Raw genomic sequence first — 20,253 nt, forward strand, 5'->3', positions numbered from 1 at the left:
CATGCCCATGGTCAACATCCAGGTCACCCGGGAAGGCTCCGGTCCGGGCCGCGATTCCGTCACGGCGGAGGAGAAGGCCGCGCTGATCGCCGGCGTCAGCCAGTTGCTGCTCGACGTGCTCCACAAGCCGCTGGAATCGACCTTCGTCGTCATCGACGAGGTCGAAACCGAGAACTGGGGCTGGGGCGGCCTGCCGGCCCTCGAATACCGCCGGCGACGCGCCGCCGGCCAAGCCTAACGGCCGGGGCCGCCCCTCGTGGCGGCCCCTTCGCCTAGCGTCTCGGTGTGACCCGGATCGTCACCGGATCGGGAGTTCCGGTCCCGCCGCGACAACGCGCGAACCTGAACTTCAGGTCGTAGCAGACCCGGACCTCGGTCAGCCGGTTGCCCGTGCTGACCCGGATGTCGAGCCCGTCGCGGGTCATGCCGCGATTGCGCGCCAGGAAGGCGTCGCGCAGCTGGCCGGCAGTCAGGACGCCGCCATGGATCGTCATGGGATCGGGCACGTCGAGCGCGGTGCGCAGGGCGCGGGCCTTGGCGAAATAGGCGCCGGCGTTGTCCCAGGCGCAGGTCCCGTGCGCCGCCCATTCGTGTTGCAGCAGCGACGGCGAGGGCGTCATGCACAGATTGGCCTTCAGGGTGGCCAGGTTGAGCGGCGGGGCGTCGCGGCAGTAGCGGGGATGGTCCCTGGCGGCGCCGTTCGGCCACAGGCCGTGGACGATGAAGCCGAAGCGGTTGGCGCCGCACTGCAGGGCGCTGTCGGCCGCCTCGCCCCGCGCGCGGCAGAACTCCGGCGACCAGCTCAGGGCCAGCAGGTAGGCGGCGACCCCGACGTCGCGGCGGACCTCGCCGGGCGGCGGGGTTTCGGCCGGGGCCGGGGTCACGTCGCGGGGGATCGCGCAGGCCCCGGGCGCCGCCGCCTGGGCCGCGCCGGCCAGGATCAGGGCCAGTAGGACGGGGCCCAGGCTCCGGATGATCGCCGACCCCGACATGCTAGCGCCGGGCCTCGGTGGCCATGCGCACGGCCAAGCCGCCCAGCACAGAGGCCATCAGCCAGCGCTGCATCAGCGCGAAGCTGGGCCGCTGGGCCAGGAAGCCGGCGATGGTTCCGGCGGCCAGGCAGATGACGCCGTTGACGGTCAGGCTGATCAGGATCTGGCTGCCGCCCAGGGCCAGGGACTGGCTCAGCACCGCGCCGTGATGCGGGTCGATGAACTGCGGCAGCAGCGACAGGTAGAGCATCGCCGCCTTGGGGTTCAGCAGGTTGGTCAGGAAGCCCATGCTGATCAGCTTGGCCGGGCTGTCCTTGGGCAGCTCGCGCACCTGGAACGGCGAGGCGCCGCCCGGCCGGATCGCCTGCCAGGCCAGCCAGGCCAGGTACAGGGCCCCACCGAACCGCAGGATGTCGTAGGCGATCGGCGCGGCCATCAGCAGGGCGGTGATGCCCAGCGCCGCGCAGACCAGATAGACCACGAAGCCGGCGGCGGTGCCGATCAGCGACACGATCCCGGCCCAGCGGCCCTGGGAGATCGAGCGGCTGACCAGGTAGAGCATGTTGGGCCCGGGGGTCAGCGCCATGCCCAGGCAGACGAGACAGAAGGCGATCCAGGTCTTGGCTTCGGGCATGGGCGGTCTCCGCAGTTCAAGGATGGGCGCCCAGGCGAACGGCTGTCGATGCGGTCCGCGCTCCCCGAGGGTGATCCCTCTCATCGCCAGTCACGCGGACGGGGCTGTGTACACCGGTTCGTGGTGAAGGTTTAGGGGCCTCTTCCCCCTCTGGGGGAGGCGGGCCAAAGGCCCGGAGGGGGCAAGTGCGCCGCCGATCATGGTCCGACCGTTTCGCGACCGCACAACAATCTGAGAATGATTATCATTGCACTGCGGTAGCGCCGCAGCTAAGAACGCGTCGCAATTACGACAAGGGCCGCGTTCTCCCGACGGCCTGCTGGGGTTTCCTGACGCATGCAAAAGCCTTCCAAGCCCGCCGTCGCCGGCGTCCGCAGCCAAGCCCGCCGCGCCCTGGGCGCCGCCGCCGTCGCCGGCGTGGCCGGTCTGGCCCTGGCGCCCGTCGCTTTCGCGGCCGCGCCCGACGCCGAGGCGCCGGTCGCCACGGCCGACAACAGCACCGAGGTGGCGGGCGTCCAGGTCGACAGCAAGAAGAGGACCGCCGAGGTCCAGTCGCTGAAGTTCACCGCCCCGCTGGTCGACACGCCCAAGGCGATCACCGTGATCCCGCAGAAGATCATCAGCCAGACCGCCGCCACCTCGTTGCAGGACATCCTGCGCAACTCGCCCGGCATCACCTTCGGGGCGGGCGAGGGCGGCCAGCCCCTGGCCGACCGGCCGTTCATCCGCGGCCAGGCCTCGGGCAACAACGTGTTCGTCGACGGCGTACGCGACAGCGGCGGCCAGTCGCGCGAAGTGTTCAACCTCGAACAGGTGGAAGTCATCAAGGGGCCGGACTCGGCCTATAGCGGCCGCGGCTCGGGCGGCGGCAGCATCAACCTGACCTCCAAGAGCCCCAAGGCCGACGATTTCGCCAACGCCTCGCTGGCCGTCGGCACCGACGAATATGTCCGCGCCACCGCCGACCTGAACCATCAGATCAACGACAGCGTCGCCGTCCGCCTGAACCTGCTGGGCACCAAGGGCAACATCCCGGGCCGCAAGGCCGTGGACTTCGACCGCTGGGGGATCGCGCCGTCGATCGCCTTCGGCCTGAACGGCCCGACCCAGCTGGTGGTCAGCTACTACCACCTCGACGGCAACAACATGCCCGACTACGGCATCCCGCTGTTCACCAAGGCGCCGGCCCAGCCGCGTGACGCCTCGGGCATCCTCAAGGTCGACCGCGACACCTTCTACGGCCTGAAGGCGCGCGACTACCAGAAGACCAAGGCCGACATCGCCACGATCGCCTTCGACCACCAGATCAACGAGAACCTCGGCGTCCGCCAGGTGCTGCGCTATTCCAAGACCCTGAACGACTACATCGTCACCAACCCCGGCGACGCGGGCCCGGCCCAGCTGATCAACGGCGTCTACTGGATGAAGCGCGGGACCAAGACCCGCTGGAACCCGACCACCACCATCGCCTCGGTCACCGACCTGCACGGCAAGTTCGCCACCGGCGGGATCGAGCACAGCTTCGACGTCGGGCTGGAACTGAGCCGCGAGAAGAACCTCAACGCCACCTACACGACGTTCACCACCGGCGGCGCGCCCTGTCCGACGGGCTATGCTTGGCTCGCGAACTTCAAGACCAACCTCGGCGAGGGCGACTGCACCAACGTCTTCGCGCCCAACGCCGCCGATCCGTGGACCGGCGTCGTCAACCGCAGCCCGGCCAACTACAACGTCAGCAAGACCGCCGCCGTTTACGCCTTCGACACCCTCAAGTTCGGCGACCGGTGGCTGCTGAACCTCGGCGTCCGCCACGACAACTACCAGAGCTTCGGCTACGACTACACCTTGAGCCAGGCTCAGGGCGTCTACACCATCACCGCCGTCGCCACCCGCGACGCGGAGTGGAGCTTCACCAATTACCAGGCCGGCCTGGTCTTCAAGCCAACCGAGGACTCCAGCCTCTACGTCTCCTACGGCACCGCCTCGACCCCGCCCGGCATCTCGGCCGGCGACCAGAACACCAACGGCGGCGTCGGTTCGGGCAACCTGTCCACCCAGATCCTGGAGCCCGAGGACAGCGAGAGCTTCGAGCTGGGCGCCAAGGTCAACGTCTTCGACGACAAGCTGGCCCTGTCGGCGGCGGCCTTCAAGACCACCCGCAAGAACGCCCAGGTGCTGACCGGCGTCGACACCTACGCCCAGGTCGGCGAGGTCGAGGTCAAGGGGATCGAGCTGGGCGTCTCCGGCAACATCACGTCCAAGTGGCAGGCCTTCGGCGGCTACACCTACATGGACAGCGAGCTGGTCAAGGGCGCGGTGACGATCCCGACCACCGGCCCGAACGCCGGCGCGCCGGTCATCAACATCAATACAGGCGACCCGCTGGCCAACACGCCGAAGAACACCTTCAGCCTGTTCACAACCTACCGCGTGGTGCGCGGCCTGTCGCTGGGCGGCGGCGCCTACTATTCGTCCAAGGCCTACGGCGGCAACCAGGGCGGGGCCGGCGGCGGGGCCAACAAGGTCTACCTGCCGTCCTACTGGCGCTACGACGCCTTCGCCAGCTACGTGGTCAACGACAAGGTCGACCTGCAGCTCAACGTCCAGAACCTGACCGACGAGCGCTATTTCACCAAGACCAACGGCGTCCACCACGCCGACCCGGCCCCAGGCCGCCAGGCGATCCTGACCTTGAACGTCAAGTACTGATCCTCTCTCTCCCCGGAGTTGATCGTCTGACGTCCAGGTGCGTCGTCCGGGAGCGGCCCCTCCCGGACGACGCCATGTTTCTGATAGGAGTGGGGCCATGATCCAGATCCCCGACGTCCTGACGCCCGACGAAGTCGCCCACTGCCGCGCCGTCCTCGACGCCGCCGACTGGATCGACGGCAACGCCACCTCCGGCTTCCAGGCCGCGATGGCCAAGAACAACCGGCAGCTGCCGCAGGACGGGGCGGCGGCCCGCGAGGTCGGGGCGATCATCGCCCAGGCCCTGCAGGCCAACCCGCTGTTCGTCTCGGCCGCGCTGCCGCGGACCATCCTGCCGCCGCTGTTCAACCGCTATGGCGTGGGCATGGGGTTCGGCGACCACGTCGACAACGCCATCCGCCGCGACCCCACGACCGGCCTGCCGCTGCGCACCGACCTGTCGGCCACGCTCTTTCTGTCTGATCCGGACGACTACGACGGCGGCGAACTGGTGGTCGAGGACGCCTTCGGCAGCCACATCGTCAAGCTGCCGGCCGGCGGGCTGATCCTCTATCCGGCCTCCAGCCTGCACCACGTCACGGAGGTGACGCGCGGCGTGCGGACGGCCAGCTTCTTCTGGATCCAGAGCCTGGTGCGCGACGACGCCCGGCGGGCGCTGCTGCTCGACATGGACGTGGCCATCCAACGTTTGTCGGGCGCGGTGGGGGCCGTCAACCCGTCGGTGCTGTCGCTGACCGGGACCTACCACAACCTCCTGCGGATGTGGGCCGAGGTCTGACGATCCCATGGCTGATGGTTTGGGCCTGAAGCAAAGACGCGACTAAAGGTCGCAAACGCCAACCATAAGTTTACTCTTCAGCTTCACCATTCCGGCGTCGTTTCCCCGGAGCCGCGATGTCCCCGCCACCCGCCGACCGCGCCAACGCGCCCGCCCGGCTCAGCGACGTCGAAAGCGCGCAGTGGTTCCTCGACCATTCGCACGACCTGTTCGCCGTGGTCGACAAGGGCCTGTTCGCGGTCGTCAACGCCGCCTGGACGCGGGTGACCGGCTGGACCCGCCAGGAGCTGATCGGCCAGCCCGCCCTGCGCTTCGTGCATCCGGACTCGCAACAGGACTTCATCGAGACCGCCAACCTGATCCGCGCCACCGGCGAGGCCCGCAACCGCCTGAAGGTGACCTGCAAGGCCGGCGGCTGGGTGTGGCTGGAGAACCAGTCGCGCCTGGGCCCGAACGGCGAGATGGTCGGCGCCCTGCGTGACGTCACCGCCGACGTGGTCCGCGACGCCGAACTGGCCACCGCCCACCACACCCGCGAGCTGCTGTCGACGGCCGCCGGCATCGGCGTCTGGAGCTACGAGCCGCATGGCGCGCACATCGAGTGGTCGCCCGACATCCTCAAGACCACGGGGCTGACGGCCGAGGACGTGTCGCGGCCGGAGCTGTTCTTCGCCCGCCTGGACCCGGTCGAGGGTCAGGCCCTGCGGCTGGCGTTCGACACGGCGGTGCGCACCGGCCGGGGCGGCACGATCGAGCACCGGCTGCGCGGGGCCGGCGACCAATGGTTCACCTACCGCGCCACCTTTCGCACCGAGCCGCGCGCCGAGGGGCTGTTCGCGCTCAAGGGCATTTCGCAGAACGTCACCGACGTGGCCCGGACCCGCGATGCGGCGGTCTGGGGCGAGCGCCAGGCCCGCCGCCTGGTCGAGGAGGCCCCGTTCGCGGTGGCGCTCTACGACCGCGAGCTGCGCCTGCGCGTGGTCAGCCCCCGGTTCCTGGAGATCTTCCAGTCCACCGAGGCCCAGGTGATCGGCCGCACCCTGCACGACCTGACCTATGGCGCGCGCCGGCGCTTCGTGTCTGCGGTGGAACGGGCCCTGGTCGGCGAGACCGTGGTGCGGCGCGAGGACCAGCTGCGCGACGGCCTGGGACGGGTCCACACCCTGCGCTGGGAGGCCCGGCCCTGGCGCGACGCCGACGGCCAGATCGCCGGGGTCATCACCTATATGGACGACGTCACCGCCCTGTCCGGGGCGCGGCGCGAGGCCCGGGCCAACGCCCGGCGGCTGCGGGTGGCCCTGGGCGCGGCCCAGGCCGGGGTCTACGAGATCGACCACGTGGGCAAGGCGTTCTGGGGCTCGCCCGAGTTCCATCGCATCCTGGGCCGCCGGATCACCTACGAGGACGTGCGCAGCGCCGTCTGGCCGATGATCCACCGCGACGACGTCGCCGAGGTCTATGACGCGGCCGGCAAGTGGCGCGAGACCGACGGCCGGGCCGGCCGATCCTTCGACGCCCGGGTGGTCACCGCCGCCGGCGAGGAGCGCTGGATGCGCATCTTCCACGAGGTTCGCCGCGACGCGGCCGGCCGGGTGCGCAAGGCGTTCGGCCTGATCCTCGACATCGACGAAAAGAAGCGGTCCGAGCTGGCCCTGGTCGAGGCCGAGCGCGCCGCCCAGGCCGCCAGCGAGGCCAAGGCCCAGTTCCTGGCCAATATGAGCCACGAGATCCGCACGCCGATGAACGGGGTGCTGGGGGTGATGCATCTGTTGCGGCGCGAGAAGCTGCCGGGCGACGCCGACCAGCTGCTGGGCGAGGCCCTGGCCTGCGGCCGGATGCTGTCGACCCTGCTGGACGACGTCATCGACTTCTCGCGCATCGAGGCCGGACGGCTGGACGTGACCCGCGAGGCGGTCGATCCCAGCGCCCTGGCGACGAGCGTGGCGCGGCTGCTGCGCGCTCAGGCCGAGAACAAGGGACTGGCGCTGCATGTGGAGGCCCCGGACCTGGGCCTGATCCTCACCGACCCCAGCCGCCTGCGCCAGGCGCTGTTCAACCTGGTCGGCAACGCCGTGAAGTTCACCCTGTACGGGGCCGTCACCCTGCGGGTGCGTCGGGTCGAAGGGCTTGGCGAGCCGCGGATCGCCTTCGAGGTGGTCGACACCGGGGTCGGCATCGCCGCCGAGGCGCAAGGCCGCCTGTTCGAGCGCTTCCAGCAGGCCGACGCCAGCACCACCCGCCGGTTCGGCGGCTCGGGCCTGGGCCTGGCCATCACCCGGCGGCTGGCCGAAATGATGGGCGGCGAGGTCGGCTTCACCTCCCGCGAGGGCGCCGGCTCGACCTTCGTGCTGACCATCGCCGCGCCGCCGGCCCAGGCGCGGGTCGCCGACCCGGCGATGGAGGACGACCTGCTGGCCGGCCTGCGGATCCTGGTGGTCGAGGACAACGCCACCAACCGGATGGTCGCCCGCCGCATTCTCGAGCAACTGGGCGCGGCGGTCGAGACGGCCGACGACGGCCTCGCCGGGGTGGCCGCGGCGCGCCGGGGCGCCTTCGACCTGATCCTGATGGACGTGCAGATGCCGGGCATCGACGGGTTGGAGGCCGCCCGCCGGATCCGCGCCCTGCCGGGTCCCGCCGCCCGCGTCCCGATCATCGCCCTGACCGCCAACGTCATGTCGCATCAGCGGACCTCGTACCTGGCGGCCGGCATGGACGGCGTCGCCGCCAAGCCGATCGCCCCGGCGGCGCTGATCGGCGAGATCATGCGGCTGGCGGGCGAAGAGGCGGGCGGCGAAGCGGCGGTGGCTTAGAGCCATAGGTCCTCCCCCTGTGGGGGAGGCGATCGCGAAGCGATCGGTGGGGGGATGTTCGGCGAGGTGGGATTACTCCCCCCTCCGGCCCATTCGGGCCGCCTCCCCCTGTGGGGGAGGACCTTCTTGGGTCGACTTCACCTTCCCTCGCCACCAAAAACCGCTAATGCTCCTCGCAAGAACTCCGGGGGAAATCGCAACATGACGGCCCAGGCCAAGGTGGAGGACCGCGCCTCGATGCGCACGGTGGTGGCGGCCTCGTCCGCCGGCACGGCCTTCGAATGGTACGACTTCTTCATCTTCGGCAGCCTGGCCCAGGTGATCTCCAAGACCTTCTTCACGGGACTGTCCGAGACGGCGGGCTATGTGGCCGCCCTGGCCCTGTTCGGCGTGGGCTTCGCCTTCCGGCCGCTGGGCGCGCTGGTGTTCGGCAAGATCGGCGACCAGGCCGGGCGCAAGGGGGCGTTCCTGGCCACGGTGCTGCTGATGGGCGGCGCGACCTTCGCCATCGCCTTCCTGCCCACCTACCAGCAGGCGGGGATCGTCTCGCCGATCCTGCTGATCCTGCTGCGCTGCGTGCAGGGCTTCGCGCTCGGGGGCGAATATGGCGGGGCGGCGATCTATGTCGCCGAGCATTCGCCGCCCAAGGAGCGCGGCTGGTCGACCTCGTGGGTGCAGACCTCGGCGGCGTTCGGCCTGTTCGGCGCCCTGCTGGTCATCCTGCTGACCCGCTGGGCGCTGGGCGTCCATGTCGGGCCCGAGGCTTTCGACGCCTGGGGCTGGCGCATCCCGTTCGCCGTGTCGATCGGCCTGCTGGGCATCTCGGTCTGGATGCGCCTGAAGCTCAGCGAAAGCCCGGCCTTCGCCAAGATGAAGGAAGACGGCGAGGCGTCGAAGGCGCCCTATGCCGAGGCCTTCGGCCAGTGGAAGAACCTCAAGCTGGTCTTGCTGGCCTTCTTCGCCATGATGTCGGCCCAGGGGGCGGTCTGGTACACCAGCTTCTTCTACGTCCAGACCTTCATGGAGAAGTTCCTGAAGGTCGCCCCGGCCACCATCAACGGCCTGATGATGGCCGCCACGGCGGTCAGCGCCATCTTCTACGTGCTGTTCGGCTGGCTGTCGGACAAGGTCGGCCGCAAGCCGGTGATGCTGGGCGGCATGACCCTGGCCCTGGTGTTCTACTTCCCCGGCTTTCACCTGCTGGAACGGGCCGCCAACCCGGCCCTGGCCGAGGCCACGGCCCGCGCGCCGGTCAGCGTCACCGCCGACCCCAAGGACTGCGCCCTGCAGTTCGATCCGGTCGGCAAGGCCGCCTTCGTCTCGTCCTGCGACATCGCCAAGAGCGCCCTGGCCAACGCCGGGATCTCCTACGCCAACCACCAGGGTCCGGCCGGCCAGCCGGCGGTGGTCCAGGTCGGCGAGGCCAAGATCGTCTCCCAGAGCGCCAAGGGCCTGCCGGCCAAAGAGGCCAAGGCGGCGAAGGCCGCCGGCGAGGCGGCGATCAAGGCCGCCCTGGCGCGGGCCGGCTATCCGGCCAAGGCCGACCCGGCCCGGATGAACCTGCTGGGCATGTTCGGCGTGTTGTTCGTGTTCGTGATCGCCGCCACCGCCCTGTTCGGGCCGCTGGCCGCCTGCCTGGTCGAGCTGTTCCCGACCCGGGTGCGCTACACCGCCCTGTCGCTGCCCTACCACATCGGAACGGGGTGGATCGGCGGCTTCGTGCCGTTCTCGGCCTTCGCCATCGTGGCGGCGGTGGGCAACATCTATGCCGGGCTCTGGTACCCGGTGGCGTTCACCTTGATCAGCGTGCTGACCACGCTGTTCCTGCTGCCGGAGACCAAGGACCGGTCGCTGGATCAATGACCCACTAGGCCCGTCATCCCCCGCATAAAGCGGGGGATGACGGGCTTTTGTGTGCGAATCTCAAGTGCTCGGCGCCGCCATCAGCACCTCGACGGCCACCGAGGCCGCGGCCAGGGCCTGGATCACCGCCGGATCGACCGGGGCGACGATCAGCCGGACGATCTGCCGGCCCTCTCCGGCCAGGGCGACCAGCCTTTCCGCTCCGGCCTCGCCGGGGCTCAGCCGCTGGACGTCGCGGCGGGCCATCGCCAGCACCTGCGGATCGGCGCCGTCGTCGGCGACCAGCACGTCGGCCGCGCCCAGGGCCCGGACGGCGCGCAGGGTCAGCAGGTCGGACGGACCCTTGCCGGCGATGAACGCCACCTTGCCCTCGCGGCCGACGCCCTTGGCCAGGGCCTTGCGGAACAGCTCGCCGGCCTTGTCCATGTCGCCGGCCATCGCCGCCTGGGCGGCCTCGCCGACCACGGCGTCGCGCAGGAAGGCCCGGCGCTCGTGCAGGGCGGGCAGGGCGCCGCGCACCTCGTCCTGGAACCTGCGCAGCAGGGCGGCGACCCGGCCGGTGCCCTCGGGCACCTGGGCCTCGATGTCGTTGCGCAGCTTGGTGGCCAGGGTCGGCGACGCCCCGCCGGTGCCGATGGCCATCACCACCTCGCCGCGGTCGATCACCGCCGGGGTGTTGAAGTCGCTCATCGCCGGACGGTCGACGACATTGACCAGCACTCGCGCGGCCCGCGCCGCGCTGGCGGCGGCCTGCAGGAACACCTCGTCGTCGCCGGCCACGAAGGCCAGGATCGCGCCAGCGTAGGTTCCGGGCAGGAAGGCGGCGTGGCCGTCGACCCGCACCAGGGTGGCCGGAGAGCCTTCGAACAGCCGGGCCTTGTTGTCGGCGGCCTCGCCGCTGCCGGCGATCACGACCCTGCGGCCGTCCAGGGAGAAGTAGGCGGGGAAGGAATCCAAGGCGCGTGTCCTGACCGGGTAACCAATGCCGGACCACGCTAGCCCGACTGAACCAAGATTTCACTGGCGGGTTTGGGTCTGAGCAGTGTTAGAATCTCGATAGCCGGGTCCGCGGGCCCGCTTTTCGTTGGGAGGCGAGAGCTCATGGCGGCGACCCTGGACGTCAACGGCAAGACCATCAGCGTCAAGGCCGATCCTGAAACCCCCCTGCTGTGGGTGCTGCGCGATGAGCTGGGCCTGACCGGCACCAAGTTCGGCTGCGGCCTGGCCCAGTGCGGGGCCTGCACCGTCCACGTCAACGGCGACCCGGTGCGCTCCTGCGTGACGCCGATCGCCGCCCTGGCGGGCGCCAAGATCACCACCATCGAGAGCCTGGGCGGGGCCCACCCGCTGCAACAGGCCTGGGTCAAGCACGACGTGCCCCAGTGCGGCTACTGCCAGTCGGGCCAGATCATGTCGGCCGCCGCCCTGCTGTCGCAGAACAAGGCGCCCAGCGACGAGGACATCGACAACGCCATGAGCGGCAACATCTGTCGCTGCGGCACCTACCAGCGCATCCGCGCCGCCATCAAGGACGCCGCCGGCATGGCGTCGGCCCCGGTGGCCGCCGCGCCGGTCGTCACCAAGCCGGTGGCCATGAACGACATCGACGACGACATCGCCGCCGCTTCGGGGTCCACCGGTCGGGGAGCAGGCCAATGAACGCGCCCTTCAACAAGCTCGCGCCGCAGGATGGCGTCAGCCGCCGGGAACTGGTGGTGGTCGGCGCGGTCCTGGTCGGCGGCGCCCTGGTGGTCGGCTGCTCGCCCGCCGACCTGATGAGCGCCGGCTCCAAGGTCGAGGTGGGGGCCTTCGGACCGTTCATCCGCTTCGATCCCGACGGCGCGGTGACCCTGCTGTCCAAGCACATCGAATTTGGCCAGGGCAACCACGCGGGCCTGGCGGCCATCGTCGCCGAGGAGCTGGACGCCGACTGGAACCGCGTGAAGGTCGTGCACGCCCCGGCCAACGCCAAGCTCTATTCCAACAGCGTGGCCGGCGTTCAGCTGACCGGCGGCTCGTCGGCGATCTCCAACTCCTGGGACCAGCTGCGCAAGGCCGGGGCCGGGGCGCGGGCGATGTTCGTGCAGGCCGCGGCCGCCAAGTGGAACGTTCCGGCCAGCGAGATCACCGTCAAGGACAGCGTCGTTAGCCACAAGAGCGGCAAGAGCGCCGGCTTCGGCCAGCTGATCGTCGACGCCGCCAAGGTCGCGCCGCCCGCAAGCCCGGTCCTGAAGGACCCCAAGACCTTCACCCTGATCGGCACCGACCGGGTGCGCCGCAAGGACAGCCAGGCCAAGAGCGACGGCACGGCCCGCTACACCCAGGACGTCCAGCTGCCCAACATGCTGGTGGCGGTGGTCGCCCACGCCCCGCGCTTCGGCGGCGTGGTCAAGAGCTTCAACGCCGACGACGCCAAGAAGGTGGCCGGGGTGGTCGACGTCCACCAGATCCCGACCGGGATCGCGGTGGTCGCCGACACCACCTACGCCGCCCGCATGGGCCGCGAGGCGCTGAAGGTCGAGTGGGACCTGGGCAAGGCCGAGACCCGCGACTCGGCGACGATCGCCGGCCAGTGGCGCGACATCGCCGCCGGCAAGGGCCCATCCGACCTGAAGTGGGAAGCCTTCGACTCCAAGGGCGACGCCGCGGCGGCGGCCGGAGGCAAGGACGCCTTCGAGACCACCTACGACTTCCCCTACCTGGCCCACGCGACCATGGAGCCGATGAACTGCGTGGCCCAGGTCGACGGCAACAAGGTCAAGCTGACCCACGGCTCGCAGGGCCAGACCCTGGACCAGATGGCCGCCGCCAAGATCGTCGGGACCCTGCCGGGTTCGGTCGAGATCGAGACCCTGTTCGCCGGCGGCTCGTTCGGCCGGCGGGCCAACTTCCAGTCCGACTACGTGGCCGAATGCGTGCACATCGCCAAGAAGGTGGGCGGCAACCGGCCGGTGAAGCTGGTCTGGACCCGCGAGGACGACATGCGGGCCGGCTATTTCCGGCCGATCGTCCACCACGCGGTGCGCGTCACCCTCGACAAGGACGGCTATCCGGCCACCTGGCGGCATCGGATCGTCACCCAGTCGATCATGAAGGGCTCGCCGATGCCGGCCAAGGGGCCCGACCAGACGGCGATCGAGGGCACGGCCGGCTCGCCCTATCTGAAGGCCACGCCGATCGTCGACGCCCAGCTGGCCCTGCCCGAGGCGGGCGTGCCGGTGCTGTGGTGGCGTTCGGTGGGCGCGACCCACACCGCCTTCGTGATGGAGCACACCATCGACCAGCTGGCTCGCAAGGCCGGCAAGGATCCGGTCGACTACCGCCGCGCCCTCTACGCCAAGGCCGGAGCCAACCGGCACCTGGCGGCGCTGAACCTGGCGGTCGAGAAGGCCGGACCGACCCCGACCGCCGGCTGGACGCGCGGCGTGGCGGTGCACGAGAGCTTCGGCTCGGTGGTCGCTCAGGTCGCCGAGGTCAAGCTGGTCGACGGCCAGCCGCGCGTCGGCCGGGTGGTCACCGCCATCGACTGCGGCGTCGCGGTTTCGCCCGACCAGGTCGCGGCCCAGATGGAGGGTGGCACCTGCTACGGCCTGTCGGCGGCGCTCTACGGCGAGGTCACCCTGACGGGCGGCGTGGTCGACCAGAGCAATTTCGACACCTACCGCGTGTTGCGGATGAACGAGGCGCCGACCGTCGAGACCCACATCGTGCCGTCGGGCGCGGCGCCCAGCGGCGTGGGCGAGCCGGGCACGCCGGTGATCGGGCCGGCCGTGGCCAACGCCCTGCTGGCGATCTCGAAGACTCCGACCACGCGCCTGCCGTTCGTCCGGTCCCAGGCCTGATGGCGCCTTGGGGCCGATCCGGGCGTTCTTTTTGATCGATCGCGCCCTTGTAGGGCGTGGTTGTGCAACTGTAGCTGGACGGAACGCGAGCAGAGACCCATTTTAGCGTCATGGTGGACTCCGGCGACAACCACGGTTTCGAAAGACTGACCCCGCGTGAGCGGGAGATTCTGCGCCTGATCGCCCAGCACCGGCAGGGCAAGGAAATCGCCCGCCTGCTGCAGCTGTCGCCCAAGACGGTCGAGATGCACGTGCTCAGCGCGCGGCGCCGCGTGGGCGGCCTGGGCCGTCGCGACGCGGCCCTGGCCTTCATCGCCTGGGAAACCGACCCCGGTAATGACTACCGTAAGCAATCGGCCGAGCTAGCCACGGCCGCCCCCCGGGTCTTCTCTCGTTCCAACAGCGAGAGCAGCCATGACGAAACCTTCCACGCCGACACAGCCGCCAGCCTTCTTCATAGCGAGCTGGCAATCGCTGGAAGAAGGCCTGACCCTGATGGCCGGGACGCCCGAGCGTGGCCGCCTGGTGCCGGAGACGGTGTCGGCTTTGCGCAAGGCCCAGCAGGCGGGCGATCCGCCCAGCAAGCTGCTCCTCCGAGTCTTGGCGGCCACGGCCTTCCTGGCCGACGACTCGCCTCTGCGGAACAAGGAAGGAGTTGGCGCGATGACCTGACTCCCATGCAATGGCTGGGCTTGATCCTCGCCGTGGCCGCGCTGGGCGGTGTCCTGCTCGGGATGGTGACGATGGGCGCCCATGAATTCCTCTTCGCCCTTCAGCGGTTTCGCGAGGGCTGGAGCCCACCTCCGGCGCACTGACGCCGATCTTCCACTGAACAATTCATCGACTTGAACGTGCGGGGGGGACCCGTGCGACCGGGAGAGTCATGCCATGAAACGTACCGAAGCCGCCCGCGCTGGGGCCGAGAAGCTGAAGCGCGCCGAAGCCGCGATCGACGCCGCCCTGCGCGAGACCGCCGAACTGATGGGCCTGCTGCCCTCGTTGCGTCTGGAAGCCAAGCTGTCGGCCGTGCTCGGCCAGGACGCCGTCGCCAACCTCGGCGAAACCCTGACCCACATCGTTTCGGCCCGCCGGACCATCATCGAGGCGCACGGCGCCCTCTTCACCGTGCGCGCCCAGATGGGCTGCGGCGCCCTGGCGATGGGCGACACCGACAAGACGGGCGATCAGCCCCGGACCTCGGGCCTGCACGCCGTGTCGGGGGGGCGCGCCGCATGAGCACCATCCAGACCGCCCCGCATGACGCCATGCACGACGAACTCAACGAGTTCCGGCGCCACCTGCGAATCCTCGGGCCCGTGCAGCGCCGGATTCTGTCGGTGCTGATGCCGCAGCTCATCGCCCTGGAAGAAGCCGGCGACGCCGACGGCGCCCTGAGCATCATCGAAGAGGTGAAGTCGATCCTGTGGGAAGGCCGTCGAACCCGGCACTGACCGCCAAGAGCTTCCGGATCGGAAGCTCTTGTTCCCTGCTCCAACGTATTTTCTTCACGCGAGCCGCGATTCACTTCGCCCGAGAATGCTCCAGGTTGCTTCTCGAACGGTCACGCTTGCGGCATGGTGACGCTCGAATTCCAGTCGAGCGTCACCACCCGTGCAACTTCACACCCTCATCTCCCTGGGCGTCGCGGTCGCGGTCGCCGGCGCGGCGGTCAAGTTCGGCGACTACAGCGCCCGGCGGATCGGCGCGGCGGTTCTCGTCGCCTGGCTGGGGTCGCAACTGCTCGACAGCAGCAACGCCTACAAGACCGACCTGGCGATGCTGGCGCTCGACGCGGCGACCCTGGTCTATTTCATCTGGATCTCGATCCGATCCCGACGCTTGTGGACCGTCATCGCCTCGGCCTTCATGGCGATCATCGTCGCCTCGCACGTGGCCACGGCGATCGACCTGCGGGTGACCATCGACACCTTCAAGGTCAGCATGGCGATCTGGAGCTACGGCATCCTGCTGTGCCTGGTCTTCGGAACCTGGGCCGGCTGGCGTGAGCGCCGGCGCGCGGCGGCGTCCCAGGACCGGCCCTGACGGGTCAGGCCCCGATCAGGCTCCGATCAGGCCAGGTCCTCGGGCCGATCGACGTCGAACAGCACGCCGAGGTCGGCGGTGTCGACCAGCTTCAGCCGGGGGCCGGCCTGCGTCAGCACCCGCTGCGCGCCGGCGTCGCCGGACAGGGCCCGCAAGGCCTCGAAATGCGCCCGTCCGAACAGCACCGGGTGGCCGCGCCGATCGCCGACCCGGGGCGCGGCCAGGTCGAAGCCCTGCCGCAGCGCCTGGACCAGGGCGCGCGGAACCTCCGGCGGGATACGCGGCATGTCGCCCAGGAAGACGAAGGCCCCGTCGGCGTCGGCGGGCAGGGCCAGGGCCGCCGTCCGCAGCGACGCCCCCATGCCCTCGGCCGCCTCGGCCACCATGACGATCGTCAGGTCAGCCTCGCGCCCGAGCCCGCGCGCGTGGTCCTGGGCGATCGCCGCCAGGTCCGGATCACCGTCGGTGGCCAGGATCACGCCGCGCGCCGGGGCGGCGAAGGCGGCGTCCAGGGCTCCGGCGATCAGCGGTCGGCCCGCGAAGATCGCGGTCAGCTTGCGCCCGCCGAACCGCCGTCCGGCCCCGGCCGCCAGGACGATGGCCTCCAGTCGCGTGCTTTCACTTCCCGCCATGCCGTCCCGCGCCTATCTTAGGAGGGACATGACGCCCTATGACGCCAGCCCCGCGCAAGCGGTCTCTCGAATCCCGCGGCCGCCCGCCCGCCTGATCGACGGTTTCGGCCGCGCGGTGACCTATCTGCGCGTCTCGGTCACCGACCGCTGCGACCTGCGCTGCACCTACTGCATGGCCGAGCACATGACCTTCCTGCCCAAGGCGGAGGTGCTGTCGCTGGAGGAGCTGGACCGCCTGGCTTCGGCCTTCGTCGAACTGGGCGTGCGCAAGCTGCGGCTGACCGGCGGCGAGCCCCTGGTGCGCAAGGGGATCATGACCCTGGTCGAGAACCTGTCGCGCCATCTGCGCACCGGCGCCCTGGACGAACTGACCCTGACCACCAACGGCACCCAGCTGGCCCAGCATGCCGAGGGCCTCGCGCGGCTGGGCGTCAAGCGGATCAACGTCTCGCTCGACACCCTCAAGCCCGAGCTGTTCCGCAAGCTGACCCGCGGCGGCGACCTTTCGAAGGTGCTGGCCGGGATCGACGCGGCCCTGGCGGTCGGCATCCAGGTCAAGGTCAACGCCGTGGCCCTGAAGAACGACAACGCCGCCGAGCTGCCGGCCCTGATCCAATGGGCCCACGGCCTGGGCGCGGACATGACCCTGATCGAGACCATGCCGCTGGGCGAGATCGAGGAAGACCGCACCGACCAGTACCTGTCGCTGGCGGACGTGCGCCGCGACCTGTCGTCGTTCTGGACCCTGACCGACCTGGCCTACGCCACCGGCGGCCCGGCCCGCTATGTGCGGGTCGAGGAGACCGGCGGACGCCTGGGCCTGATCACCCCGCTGAGCCACAATTTCTGCGAGGCCTGCAATCGCGTGCGGCTGACCTGCACCGGCACCCTGCACACCTGCCTGGGCCGCGACGACGCCAGCGACCTGCGGGCGGTGATCCGGGCCGGGGCCGACGACGCGGCGCTGGACCGGGCGATCTTCGCGGCCATCGGCGCCAAGCCCGAGGGCCACGACTTCCACATCGACGCCGCCCGGCCGGCGGTGGCCCGCCACATGTCGACGACCGGTGGTTAGGGAGGGCGGCTGAGCATGGCGCGGGTGCTGCTGTTCGGACGGCTGGCGGACCTCGCCGGCTGGCGCGACCGGGCGGTCGAGGCCGTGTCGCTGCGCGGCCTGCGCGAGGTTCTGGCGGGCGCCGACCCGGCGCTCGGCGAGGCCCTGGCCGGCCCCGGCGTGCAGGTGGCGGTCGATAAGGCCATCGTTCGCGGCGAGGCGGTGCTGGCGTTCGGGTCCGAGGTCGCCTTCCTGCCGCCGATGAGCGGCGGATGACCACCCCCTTCAGGATCACCCTCACGGACCAGGCCTTCGAGCCGGGCGCGCTGCTGACCGCCTTCTGCGCCGGCCGCGACGAGACCGGCGCCGTGGCCAGTTTCACCGGCCTGGCCCGGGCCGAGAAGGGCGCGGCCGTGGCCCTGGAGCTGGAGGCCTATCCCGGCTTCACCGACACGGCGATCGCCGCCTTCGCCGACGACGCCCAGGCTCGCTTCGGCCTGCAGGACTACGCCATCGTCCACCGCGTCGGCCGGATCGCGCCGGGCGAGGCGATCGTCTTCGTGGCCACCGCCGCCGTCCACCGCCGCGCCGCCTTCGAGGCCTGCGACTTCCTGATGGACTATCTCAAGAGCCGGGCTCCCTTCTGGAAGAAGGAGCACGGTCCGGACGGCGGTCGCTGGATCGAACCGACGGCTCAGGATAGGACCGACGCGCAGCGCTGGGATTAGGAGACAACAGATGTCGGCAGCCGGTCTCACCCCGGGCGGCGGTATCAAGCCGGACCTTCCGTTCACGCCGGTGCGCGTGGCGATCCTGACCATTTCCGACACCCGTGACGAGGACAGCGACACCTCCGGCCAGGTGCTGGTCGACCGGGTCAAGGCGGCGGGCCATGCGCTGGCCGGCCGGGCGGTGGTCCGCGACGACATCGAGCGGATCCGCCAGACGGTGCGCGACTGGATCGCCTCGGGCCAGGTCGACGCCATCGTCACCACCGGCGGCACCGGCCTGACCGGCCGCGACGTGACGGTCGAGGCCCTGGAGCCGCTGTTCGACAAGAGGATCGACGGTTTCTCGGTGGTGTTCCACATGGTCAGCTACCAGTCGGTGGGCCTCTCGACCCTGCAGTCGCGGGCGACGGCCGGGCTGATCGACGGGGTGTTCGTGTTCTGCCTGCCGGGCAGCAACGGCGCGGTGCGCGACGGCTGGGACAAGGTCATCGCCGCCCAGCTCGACAGCCGCCACAAGCCCTGCAACATGGTCGAGCTGATGCCGAGGCTGCTGGAAAAATGACCCGCCTCACCCACATCGACGACCAGGGCCGGGCCCGGATGGTCGACGTCTCCGACAAGGCCGCGACGGCCCGCGAGGCGATCGCCGTGGGCTTCGTGCGGATGCGTCCCGAGACCCTGGCCCTGGCCATTTCCGGGACCGGCCGCAAGGGCGACGTCCGCGCCGTGGCCGAGATCGCCGGGGTGATGGCCGCCAAGCAGACCTCGAACCTGATCCCGCTGTGCCACCCGCTGGCCCTGTCCAAGGTCGAGGTCTCGGTCGAGCCGGCCGAAGGCGGGCTGGCGGTGATGGCCCGGGTCAAGCTGACGGGCCAGACCGGCGTCGAGATGGAGGCCCTGACCGCCGTGTCGGTGGCCTGCCTGACGATCTACGACATGCTCAAGGCCGCCGAGAAGGGCATGGTCATCGAGGCCGTGCGCCTGGTCGAGAAGACCGGCGGCAAGTCCGGGAACTGGCGGGCGGAGTAGGGCGGCGGGCGAGGAGGGGACACACACTCACTCCTCGCGCCTCATCCAGAGGGCGCACGCCATGGGGTGAGTGTGTGTCCCCGGTCAGGCTCCGACCGTCCGCCGCGCCAGCGCCGGCTGGCCGTGCCGGGTCGCCATGATCTCGCCGATCACCGCCACGGCCACCTCGAACGGCGCCTTGCCGCCCAGGTCCAGGCCGATCGGGGCGCGCAGCTTGGCCAGGTCGCGTTCGCTCAATCCCGCCGCCCGCAACCGGTCCAGCCGTTCGCCCAGCCGCCGCCGCGCGCCCAGCAGGCCGACATAGGGGGCGGGCGAGGGCAGGGCGGCCGCCAGGGCCGCGTGGTCGATCTCCAGGTCGTGGCCGCAGATCGCCACCGCCGTCCAGGCGTCCAGGCCGATGGCGTCCAGGGCCGTGGCGACGGCGTCGCGGCGATAGGCCACACCCGGCAACGGTGGCGGGGCGAGGGGGCCCTTGGGGCGCACCAGGGTGGTCTCGAAGCCCGACTGCACGCCCAGGCTGGCCACGGCCAGGGCCGTCGGGTCGCCGCCCAGCACCACCAGGCGCGGGGTCGGGTCGAAGCGGCGGGAAAAGGCGCCGGCCCAGGCCGCGCCGGGGTCGGGCGCGCAGACCCGCCGCCGGCCGTCGCTGATCCAGGTCGCCGCGACCCGCGCCTGGGCGTGAGCCAAAAGGTCGCGCGCCGCCGCGTCGTCGGGATCCAGCCGCTCGACCAGAATCTCGATCCGCGCGCCGCACAGCAGGCGGATGTCGGGCCAGGGGCTGCCCTCGCCATAGACCAGCCGCCGGGGCTGGCCGTCGGCCAGGCAGGCGCGGGCATGGTCCTCGACATCGGCCTCGATGCAGCCGCCGGACAGGAACCCCGCCCGCGAATCCGTTCCTGACGGGGTTTGGCCGAACACCATCTGCGTGCCGACCGGACGCGGTCCGCCCTCGCCCAGGGCGACGATGGTGGCCAGGGCCGCCGGACCTCGCGCCAGGGCCTGGGCCAGGGCGGGGCGCATGTCGTCGGCCATGCCGTGCAGGGGCCAGTCGGGGTCCATGGCGGCGGCGGGATCGAGGAGCTGCATCGCCGCCGATGTTAACCCCTCGGCAAGTTTCCAGAAACGCCTTCTTC

21 protein-coding genes and 1 riboswitch are annotated in these 20,253 nt (G+C 70.5%); of the genes, 16 read left to right on the forward strand and 5 right to left on the reverse strand.

Annotation, left to right across the window (positions count from 1 at the left end):
- Position 1 precedes the first annotated feature (1 nt).
- The gene (locus PMI01_RS09465; protein WP_007667274.1) at positions 2 to 238 is read left to right on the forward strand and encodes a tautomerase family protein; all 237 of its coding nucleotides are present in this window, start codon (positions 2 to 4) and stop codon (positions 236 to 238) included.
- Between the two features lie 34 nt (positions 239 to 272).
- On the opposite strand, the gene PMI01_RS09470 is transcribed toward PMI01_RS09465, so the two are convergent.
- Positions 273 to 992 carry a ribonuclease T2 gene (locus tag PMI01_RS09470; RefSeq protein WP_007667275.1) on the reverse strand — a complete coding sequence of 240 codons (720 nt, stop codon included), beginning with the start codon at positions 990 to 992 and terminating at the stop codon, positions 273 to 275.
- A gap of 1 nt (position 993) precedes the next feature.
- Positions 994 to 1,626: a LysE family translocator gene (locus tag PMI01_RS09475; protein WP_007667277.1), complete on the reverse strand. Its 633-nt coding sequence runs from the start codon at positions 1,624 to 1,626 to the stop codon at positions 994 to 996.
- Positions 1,627 to 1,647: 21 nt separating this feature from the next.
- Positions 1,648 to 1,730: riboswitch (ZMP/ZTP riboswitch) on the reverse strand.
- A gap of 232 nt (positions 1,731 to 1,962) precedes the next feature.
- Here PMI01_RS09475 and PMI01_RS09480 point away from each other — a divergent pair.
- From PMI01_RS09480 to PMI01_RS09495, 4 genes are all read left to right on the forward strand, one after another.
- Positions 1,963 to 4,335, forward strand: coding sequence for a TonB-dependent receptor (locus PMI01_RS09480; protein ID WP_007667279.1), 2,373 nt, complete (start codon positions 1,963 to 1,965; stop codon positions 4,333 to 4,335).
- Positions 4,336 to 4,432: 97 nt separating this feature from the next.
- Positions 4,433 to 5,113, forward strand: coding sequence for a Fe2+-dependent dioxygenase (locus PMI01_RS09485; protein ID WP_007667280.1), 681 nt, complete (start codon positions 4,433 to 4,435; stop codon positions 5,111 to 5,113).
- A 116-nt stretch (positions 5,114 to 5,229) separates the two neighbouring features.
- Positions 5,230 to 7,926 carry a PAS domain S-box protein gene (locus PMI01_RS09490; protein ID WP_007667282.1) on the forward strand — a complete coding sequence of 899 codons (2,697 nt, stop codon included), beginning with the start codon at positions 5,230 to 5,232 and terminating at the stop codon, positions 7,924 to 7,926.
- Between the two features lie 201 nt (positions 7,927 to 8,127).
- Positions 8,128 to 9,789, forward strand: a complete 1,662-nt coding sequence (locus PMI01_RS09495) for an MFS transporter (protein WP_007667284.1) — start codon at positions 8,128 to 8,130, stop codon at positions 9,787 to 9,789.
- A gap of 60 nt (positions 9,790 to 9,849) precedes the next feature.
- Here the strand turns inward: PMI01_RS09495 and PMI01_RS09500 are convergent, their stop codons facing one another.
- Positions 9,850 to 10,746 carry an NAD(P)-dependent oxidoreductase gene (locus PMI01_RS09500; protein ID WP_007667287.1) on the reverse strand — a complete coding sequence of 299 codons (897 nt, stop codon included), beginning with the start codon at positions 10,744 to 10,746 and terminating at the stop codon, positions 9,850 to 9,852.
- Between the two features lie 144 nt (positions 10,747 to 10,890).
- Between PMI01_RS09500 and PMI01_RS09505 the strand changes: the two genes are divergently transcribed.
- The 6 genes from PMI01_RS09505 (at position 10,891) to PMI01_RS09530 (ending at position 15,674) form a co-directional block, all read left to right on the forward strand.
- The gene (locus PMI01_RS09505; RefSeq protein ID WP_007667290.1) at positions 10,891 to 11,448 is read left to right on the forward strand and encodes a (2Fe-2S)-binding protein; all 558 of its coding nucleotides are present in this window, start codon (positions 10,891 to 10,893) and stop codon (positions 11,446 to 11,448) included.
- A complete protein-coding gene (locus PMI01_RS09510; protein ID WP_007667293.1) occupies positions 11,445 to 13,631 on the forward strand; it encodes a xanthine dehydrogenase family protein molybdopterin-binding subunit in 2,187 nt (728 codons plus the stop codon). The genes PMI01_RS09505 and PMI01_RS09510 overlap by 4 nt, the downstream gene beginning before the upstream one ends.
- 110 nt (positions 13,632 to 13,741) lie before the next feature.
- Complete coding sequence (locus tag PMI01_RS27050; protein WP_157223723.1) at positions 13,742 to 14,446, forward strand: response regulator transcription factor; 705 nt, start codon at positions 13,742 to 13,744, stop codon at positions 14,444 to 14,446.
- A gap of 73 nt (positions 14,447 to 14,519) precedes the next feature.
- On the forward strand, positions 14,520 to 14,867 hold the full coding sequence (locus PMI01_RS09520) for a hypothetical protein (protein ID WP_007667303.1): 348 nt from the start codon (positions 14,520 to 14,522) through the stop codon (positions 14,865 to 14,867).
- Positions 14,864 to 15,082: a hypothetical protein gene (locus PMI01_RS09525; protein WP_007667305.1), complete on the forward strand. Its 219-nt coding sequence runs from the start codon at positions 14,864 to 14,866 to the stop codon at positions 15,080 to 15,082. Before PMI01_RS09520 ends, PMI01_RS09525 begins: the two co-directional genes overlap by 4 nt.
- 160 nt (positions 15,083 to 15,242) lie before the next feature.
- The gene (locus PMI01_RS09530) at positions 15,243 to 15,674 is read left to right on the forward strand and encodes a hypothetical protein (protein WP_007667307.1); all 432 of its coding nucleotides are present in this window, start codon (positions 15,243 to 15,245) and stop codon (positions 15,672 to 15,674) included.
- A gap of 26 nt (positions 15,675 to 15,700) precedes the next feature.
- On the opposite strand, the gene PMI01_RS09535 is transcribed toward PMI01_RS09530, so the two are convergent.
- Entirely contained in the window at positions 15,701 to 16,306 is a 606-nt protein-coding gene (locus PMI01_RS09535) for a nucleotidyltransferase family protein (protein ID WP_007667321.1), read from the reverse strand.
- A gap of 28 nt (positions 16,307 to 16,334) precedes the next feature.
- On the opposite strand from PMI01_RS09535, the gene moaA reads away from it, so the two are divergent.
- Genes moaA through moaC form a run of 5 tightly spaced genes read left to right on the forward strand, consistent with a single transcriptional unit; the run spans position 16,335 to position 19,120 of the window.
- Positions 16,335 to 17,381 (forward strand): GTP 3',8-cyclase MoaA, encoded by a 1,047-nt coding sequence (gene moaA, locus PMI01_RS09540; protein WP_007667323.1) that lies wholly within the window; start codon positions 16,335 to 16,337, stop codon positions 17,379 to 17,381.
- Between the two features lie 15 nt (positions 17,382 to 17,396).
- Positions 17,397 to 17,636: a MoaD/ThiS family protein gene (locus PMI01_RS09545; protein WP_007667336.1), complete on the forward strand. Its 240-nt coding sequence runs from the start codon at positions 17,397 to 17,399 to the stop codon at positions 17,634 to 17,636.
- Positions 17,633 to 18,088: a molybdenum cofactor biosynthesis protein MoaE gene (locus PMI01_RS09550; RefSeq protein WP_007667337.1), complete on the forward strand. Its 456-nt coding sequence runs from the start codon at positions 17,633 to 17,635 to the stop codon at positions 18,086 to 18,088. Before PMI01_RS09545 ends, PMI01_RS09550 begins: the two co-directional genes overlap by 4 nt.
- Before the next feature lie 10 nt (positions 18,089 to 18,098).
- A complete protein-coding gene (gene moaB / locus PMI01_RS09555; protein ID WP_007667339.1) occupies positions 18,099 to 18,653 on the forward strand; it encodes a molybdenum cofactor biosynthesis protein B in 555 nt (184 codons plus the stop codon).
- Positions 18,650 to 19,120, forward strand: coding sequence for a cyclic pyranopterin monophosphate synthase MoaC (moaC, locus tag PMI01_RS09560; RefSeq protein ID WP_007667340.1), 471 nt, complete (start codon positions 18,650 to 18,652; stop codon positions 19,118 to 19,120). The genes moaB and moaC overlap by 4 nt, the downstream gene beginning before the upstream one ends.
- Before the next feature lie 84 nt (positions 19,121 to 19,204).
- Here the strand turns inward: moaC and PMI01_RS09565 are convergent, their stop codons facing one another.
- A complete protein-coding gene (locus PMI01_RS09565; RefSeq protein WP_007667342.1) occupies positions 19,205 to 20,206 on the reverse strand; it encodes an XdhC family protein in 1,002 nt (333 codons plus the stop codon).
- Between the last annotated feature and the right edge of the window lie 47 nt (positions 20,207 to 20,253).

It is taken from the genome of Caulobacter sp. AP07 (assembly GCF_000281955.1).
GTDB lineage: Bacteria > Pseudomonadota > Alphaproteobacteria > Caulobacterales > Caulobacteraceae > Caulobacter.